The sequence below is a fragment of the Rhodothermales bacterium genome (genome assembly GCA_013002345.1).
Lineage (GTDB): Bacteria > Bacteroidota > Rhodothermia > Rhodothermales > JABDKH01 > JABDKH01.
This window is the reverse complement of record JABDKH010000047.1, coordinates 1-6,576: the sequence shown is the minus strand read 5'-3', so window position 1 is coordinate 6,576 and position 6,576 is coordinate 1. Positions and strand designations below refer to the sequence as shown.

The 6,576-nt window shown below is 58.6% G+C and carries 7 protein-coding genes; 5 read left to right on the top strand and 2 right to left on the bottom strand.

The genetic code is table 11. From position 1 onward, the window contains the following. A partial coding sequence (locus tag HKN37_02205) for a DinB family protein (GenBank protein NNE45453.1) occupies positions 1-154 on the bottom strand: 154 nt, incomplete at its 3' end. A 595-nt stretch (positions 155-749) separates the two neighbouring features. Between HKN37_02205 and HKN37_02200 the strand changes: the two genes are divergently transcribed. After that, positions 750-1,184, top strand: a complete 435-nt coding sequence (locus HKN37_02200) for a hypothetical protein (GenBank protein ID NNE45452.1) — start codon at positions 750-752, stop codon at positions 1,182-1,184. After that, positions 1,174-1,788, top strand: a complete 615-nt coding sequence (locus HKN37_02195) for a GerMN domain-containing protein (protein NNE45451.1) — start codon at positions 1,174-1,176, stop codon at positions 1,786-1,788. The genes HKN37_02200 and HKN37_02195 overlap by 11 nt, the downstream gene beginning before the upstream one ends. Positions 1,789-1,896: 108 nt before the next feature. Here HKN37_02195 and HKN37_02190 read toward each other — a convergent pair whose 3' ends face one another. After that, complete coding sequence (locus HKN37_02190) at positions 1,897-4,125, bottom strand: Na-K-Cl cotransporter (GenBank protein NNE45450.1); 2,229 nt, start codon at positions 4,123-4,125, stop codon at positions 1,897-1,899. Between the two features lie 502 nt (positions 4,126-4,627). On the opposite strand from HKN37_02190, the gene HKN37_02185 reads away from it, so the two are divergent. From HKN37_02185 to HKN37_02175, 3 genes are all read left to right on the top strand, one after another. Further along, positions 4,628-5,836, top strand: a complete 1,209-nt coding sequence (locus HKN37_02185; GenBank protein NNE45449.1) for a T9SS type A sorting domain-containing protein — start codon at positions 4,628-4,630, stop codon at positions 5,834-5,836. 79 nt (positions 5,837-5,915) lie between these two features. Next, a complete protein-coding gene (locus HKN37_02180) occupies positions 5,916-6,326 on the top strand; it encodes a hypothetical protein (protein ID NNE45448.1) in 411 nt (136 codons plus the stop codon). A gap of 63 nt (positions 6,327-6,389) precedes the next feature. Next, a partial coding sequence (locus HKN37_02175; protein ID NNE45447.1) for a hypothetical protein occupies positions 6,390-6,576 on the top strand: 187 nt, incomplete at its 3' end.

The following is a 6,576-nucleotide window of genomic DNA, read 5'->3' as shown; positions in this document are numbered from 1 at the left end:
CTGCAAGCCACTTGATGTTGTTGATATCGCGGGCGGGTCGTCTGTTCGCCTCCTGATCGGACAGGCCGTCCAGTACGTTGTTGAAGAGCTTCGTGTGCAGATCGAACTGGGCGACGAGTGCACAGGTAACGGGTGATTTGACGGCGGTTTGCATGATTGTAACCTCATGCTGTCGGTATGGAACATTGCAACTTCCAACCTAGACCCTGAATCCCGCTGGCAATGAAGTGAAATTGGAGGCTCGTGAGGTAGTCGTGGCCGCCCAAAATAGTGACGGGGATGTCCCGATCGGTGACCGGATCATGTGGTCCCTCAAATGCGCAGCTTGGATACGAGGTCGTCGTACCGACGCCGTTGCGAACAGTGCGCTTTAAGCCGTCCAGAGTGATTAGAATCGGTGCTTTCGTCGTGGCAAATACAGAGAAGCGGTTCGGACCGAACATGTTCGCCGGTCATCGTGAGTCGCGCCCAGCGACCCCGACCAGGTAGCCCACTCCGGCGCACGATGACCGCCCTTGAAGACGCCGGTAGTGGTGCCATTTTGTGGTGCAGACCAGGCAACAGCCTGGTTGTCAGCATGTGCAACTATGATGGTAGCGGGCGCATGCCGTATGAAGTGAGTTGCCGGAGCACCGACAATTCGTAAGTTTGCCCTGAACCTCGTGCACCTGCGCGCAGAAACGCACGAAGTAATGTTCATGCGAATTCACATTGAGTCGCACCCAACCGCATTAGCCGATTGAGGAATCATGAGTCGAATTGAGGTCACCCGAAAGATCCGCGCTCCGGTCGAAGTAGTATTCGACACGGTCGCTTACATCGACAACTTTTCGAAGGCCGTTCCGGAGATTGTGCGCACGAAGATTCTCTCCGAGATTAAGTCTGGAGTTGGCACACGATTCAGTGAAACCCGATCGATGCGTGGCCGCGAACACACTGTGGAACTGGAGGTAACGGAGTTTGAAAAGAACCGGATGATCCGGATCGTTGCCGATGATCACGGAGCAGTCTGGGATACCGTGTTCAGCGTAAGCGAGGTCGATGGAGTGACGACCCTGGCACTGGTTATGGATGCAAGGCCACACACACTGCTCTCAAGACTTTTGACTCCCATGATGAAGGGAATGATCGTGTCTGCGCTGAAGAAGGACATGGACGCTGTCAAGAACTACTGTGAAAAATAGCCGCGTTGACTTGATCGAAGTGGATGTAACCGATTCCGGCAGGGCGAAAGGCGGCTTCACGCGGGGTCGCGTCGCGATATTTGCAGGCGGGCGGCACGGTGCCTGCGTCCTCAAGTTCATGGCGCTGACCCTGGTTCTCCTGGTAGCGGGGACAGCCTGTAGGCCACAGGAGGAGCCCCAGGACACGCTACGGGACGCCGAAGATGCAAAGACGGAACGCACGGTGACCATCTATCGGACGGATGAGGCGGGTATTCAAACGGACTGCGGGGCGGTGGTCAGCGAGGATTGGGCTCTGCCCGAACCCCCGCCGACCGATCTCGCGTCGGCAGCCATCCGCGAAGTATTGCGCGACGTGTTGCCGGCAGCCGGTCTTCATCCTCCGGGTACGTTGCCCCTGTTGGATTATTTCCGTGGGGTCGTCATTCGAGATGGCGTGGCGATCCTGGCGTTCGAGGGCGACGCGCTGCGCTATCTCAACAATGCGGCGTGCGCGCAGATGGCGGTCAAGGCTCCGATGGTTCGGACGCTACTGGCGTTTCCGGATGTCTCGACGGTCGAGTTTGAGATCGACGGTCAGATATACCGTGACTGGGATGCGTAGCAGCTCGTGATCGTGTCTCAGACGAAGACACAAGTACATCCTTCTCGCCGAGTTTCTTTGCGTCGCGGTTTCTGTCGCTGGTCTCACCCGAAGTTGACCGCGCGATCCTTAAGCGAGCGCGCTCTCTTCACCCGAGTCGAGGATAAACAGGCAGCTCGAACTTGTCTCTCCGACCAGGCGACGAATAGATGCGAAGTCGGGGTCTGCTGTCAGGCCGAAGATGTTGAGGTCTGCTTGCGGTGGATCCGCCACGTAGTTGTTGAACGCGCCGCGGGCGACGATCACTTCTGTACTGGGCAAACGAGCGAGGTCCATTACCTGACTCATGAACTTGCGTGCGTTGTGCTCCTCATGTTCATTCTCAATAACCGTGATAAGCCGGAGGTGCGCTCCCCAGTTGAGTTTCAGTTTGTATGCGGTGAGAATAGACAGGTCGAGATTTCCGATATCCCACCGCAGCCGCCAGTCAGGACTGCGGTCACGAATCCATACGTTGACGGCCTGGCGTTGTCCGAGTCTGGCTACCGGATGGGGCGCATGGAGGAGGACGCCGAGCTTCAGTGTTGTCGCACTGCGGATAATCTTCTTGTAGATCGCCTCGCGATCATCGGACTCGGGCAGCGGAAGGAAGATGATATTCGGACGAAAGAAGGCACCCTTCAGAACCTGAAGTCCAGTGATCAGGATGTCCTGGTACGTGCCGCTGTCGACGACCGTAGCCGACGCAAACACGCCATGTTCGCGGAACGCCCGGGCCAGCGTTGAGAGGCGGCCGCCCAGTCCGTCGGCCCCTCCGGGTGACGTAATGCCCAGCAGTTTGACGGAGCCTTTCGGGTGGCAGATGTTCTGGATCAGCATGAATGCGCCGCGCAACTCGTTCGGATTCTCAACCGGCACCAGCAGATTGGGCTTCCATGCGCGCTCCTGCGTTGCCGGCATTTCCGCCACCTTCTTTGCCGCCCACTCCGCGAAGGCCACGAACAACCCGCTCCGTACATCCTCGAACGGAGCGTCAAGTCGCCGCCTGGCGAGCCAGCCGTAAAAACCGATCACGACAGCAACCGACATCAGGCTGATGGTCGGGTTGATGATGAACATCACAAAGACGGATCCGATGAGGCCGAGCCACGGAACGACGGATGGTACACGCAGAAGCGGTCGGAAACTGACGAGGCCGAGGCCTTGCTCGATCAACACCACGACGTTCAACATCGCATAGGTGATGAGGAAGAACATCGTGATGAGCGGGGCGATGGCATTCAGGTCCCGCAACAGTAGCGAGGCAAACACGATTCCGCCTGTGACGAGCATGGCGTTGCGCGGCTCCCCCGATGTTGTAAGCGCTCCTAGCCACGTGCTGCCCGGCAGGATGCGGTGGTTGCCCATCGCCTGGAGAATGCGACCCGCACCTACCATCGATGCAAGCGCCGACGAGAACGTGGCCCCGAACAGTCCGGCGATAACGGGCGGTCCCCATGCAGCCTTGTCAATGATCACAAAGTAATTGCCGACCAGTTCTTCAGGAGTTGCCGAGCGTGCTAGCCAGTAAGCGAGCAGCACGTATATCACGAAACTGACGCCGATGGCCGCCATCGTTCCGATCGGAATGCTGCGCCGCGGATCCTTGAGGTCGCCCGACATGTTCGCGCCGGCCATGATGCCGGTGGCTGCGGGGAAGAAGACGGCGAACACGATCCAGAACGTGGTGCCCGAAAACGCATTCTCAATCGAGCCGGGAAAAGTCCCCCACAGACCCACGTTCTCCACCTCATACTGCATGGACCCCTGCGCGGCCGCAACTGCAATGGAGACCAGCGAGCCGACGATAATCGCCATAATGACATACTGAGTCTTTATCGCCAGATCCGCACTCTTGTACGCGATCCCCCAGAGAGCAAGGAAAATGACGATGTCGACCAGGAAGGCGTTGTGACCCGGGAAAACCCACAGCCAGCCCTCGCGAAAACCGAAGATGTAGAGAGTGATCGCGAGCGCCTGCGAGACGTAGCGCGGGATGCCGAGGCTTCCACCCACCTCCAATCCCAGTGACTGGGAAACGATGGCGTAAGCCCCACCCGAACCGATGCGGATATTCGTCGTGATCGACGACATGGAGAGGCCGGTGCAGGCCGTGATCAGAAATGCGAGCGAGATGATGAGCAGCCCGCCGAGGATGCCCGCGTTGCCTATGACCCACCCTTCGCGCAGGTACATGATTACGCCAAGGATCGTCAGAAGCGTCGGCGTAAACACTCCGCCGAACGTCCCGAACCTCTTGCGCTCGGGCGCCGGTCCGTCCCCGCCAGGCGCCAGGACGCCTTTCAAGATCTTAGCCATTGACTCCGGTGAAGGTTGTTCGCCGAACGCTATCTAAAACATGAAATGGCGATTCGCAACAGCCGCATGATTTTGCGTTGGTGGAGGGGATCCGCAGTTGTATTTCGACAGTCTCGGATTGCAACTGGACGGCGCCCCTATGGCCGGTGGAGCAGCAGTTCTTGCGAATGGCCCGCACTGATCCGCGACGCGACACAGTCTGATCCGGTTCGCGACGGTCTCGGCTATGGCTGCCCGTCGGGGTGGTCATTATGGCGGAATTCGGGGCGATTTCGTTGGGACGGGAGCTATATTTCGTTGCTGGACAGTCACTTGTGGTCTGGATACCCTTTGGCCTGGCCCGCGAGCAGAATCAGCCTCCCGAGGAGGCGCGCGGCCGTGATATTTGTGTCGACACGCGTTCAGGACTGAAACGGTGCGGCCTCTACCGTGTATCACCCCTCCCATCTGCGTGTTTGCTTTTGCGGCCACGTACATCTGTCCTCGACCCAGAAAGGAAACTATGCGATACTTGATACTGCTCTGCTCTTTGTGCCTGACAGTCGTTGTTCAGGCCCAGGACACACCCGTCGCAAGGGACGACTTCTTCAATACCGCCGCCGACAGTACGCTTGCTGTCGAAGCTCCGGGCGTACTTGAGAATGACTCCGCTGACGCCGAAATCGAAGCGGTGGTAACTACGCCTCCGCCAAACGGAACGCTGTCGCTCTCTCGCGACGGCTCTTTCGAGTACACACCGAAGCCGGGGTTCTCCGGCACGGACCTGTTCAGCTATGTTGCGGAAACGAAAGATGTGCCGGAGCAATTCGTGATCGATCCGCTGCAGTCGGGGGCGAGGCTTTCCGCGACGCTGAGTACAGACTTTGGTGACAGGTCGGACAGCGATACCTCCGCCGTGTCCGGGACACTCACCGCGGAGGTCGTATCGAATACAGAACCGTTCACGGAAATCCACGTGACGGCGATGAACCTGGTCGTATCCGATGCGCTGAGTCTGACGTTCGACTATACGATCGTCGGATCGATCGTTGTGTCGACCGACGCCGACTCGCTGTCCCTCGGACTCGCCACGCCCGGTTTGCCCGCCGCAGTTTCCAACGGGTCGTTCAGTCAGGATTCCAACCAGGTGAACCTGAAGGGTACGCTCAATATTGCGCCTACCGGTCTCCTTGCCAATGTCGTCGACGCCGGTCCGCAGACGCTCGATGTCTCCGTACCTGCGGCTATAAGCGGAACCATCACGCAGAACGGGTCAGAGCTCCGCCTTGCATTTCCGCTGCTGGCGGAAGGCACGTTCGAGGTAGCCGGGAATACAGTGGCGGTATCTCTGGCAGGCGAAGTCGTAGCCACAGGGCCTGTGGTGGTCCCGAAAGTCTCAAACGTTGCCACCGTCGGCGTCATCGTTGCGCCGTCCGGTGTCGGCAATGAGGATACGGGCAACATCGCACGCGAATTTGCGCTCGGACAGAATTACCCGAATCCGGTCAATCAGTCTACGGCCATTACCTGGCAGCTTCCGGCGGTCTCGGATGTCTCCATCTCGTTGTTCGATGCCCTCGGACGCGAAGTCATGACGATTGTCGATGGCGTTCATTCCGCCGGCATACATCGGGCCGATCTCGATGTGTCAGTCTTGCCGGTCGGACTTTATGTGTATCGACTCCGGGCGGGTTCTCACACGGACATGAAGAAGTTCATCATAGTCCGGTAGCCAGTGGGTAAACGCAAAGTCGTGATGGCTCGGACCACGTTTCACGATCACACCGCGACCTGAGATCTGGAGGCCTTACATGTCCTCCCCGGAAGATATTCTGACCGAAGGCTGTGCAATTCTCGAGTCCGCGTTGCTGCAACATGGGTTCGAGTACGTGCCGGGAGTTTCGGCAAAAGGCAGCGGGGGCCGTTTCGCGCGTGGAGCCTTCGTTCGTGGCAACCGACGTCTGGATCTGCACGTTCGGCTTGCACTCGGCATCGTCGAATACCACGTGAGCGAGCAATCCCTGTCACATGAACGGTACATGCTTGCCGTTACGGGTCGTCGGGGCGCTTATCCCGGTTACTCATCCGATCCGATCGACGGTTTTCGACATCTTGTCACTGATCTGGAGGCGCACGGACAGGTCTTCCTCTCGGGAACCGACGAGCAGTTCGCGGACGTCTGTGAGCGCGCAAAGTCTGCCGTCGGTAGGAACGAAACGTAGACTGATCTCTCCACGTAGGCTCCCGGGCATCGATCCGTTCCTCACGACCACGGGTGCACAAACATGCCAATGAAGAGTGACGCGCTGAAGACAGTCTGGGAGCGCATCCCACTGGTCGTACGGGCCGTCGTCATCGGATTCCTCGTCTTTGCGATTGCGGGCTCTCTCGTTTGGACCGCTTTTCTGATTTTTCTCCCGCCGCCATGGCCATTCCTCGCGATGGCCGTCGTACTTGTCGTGTACGTGCAGT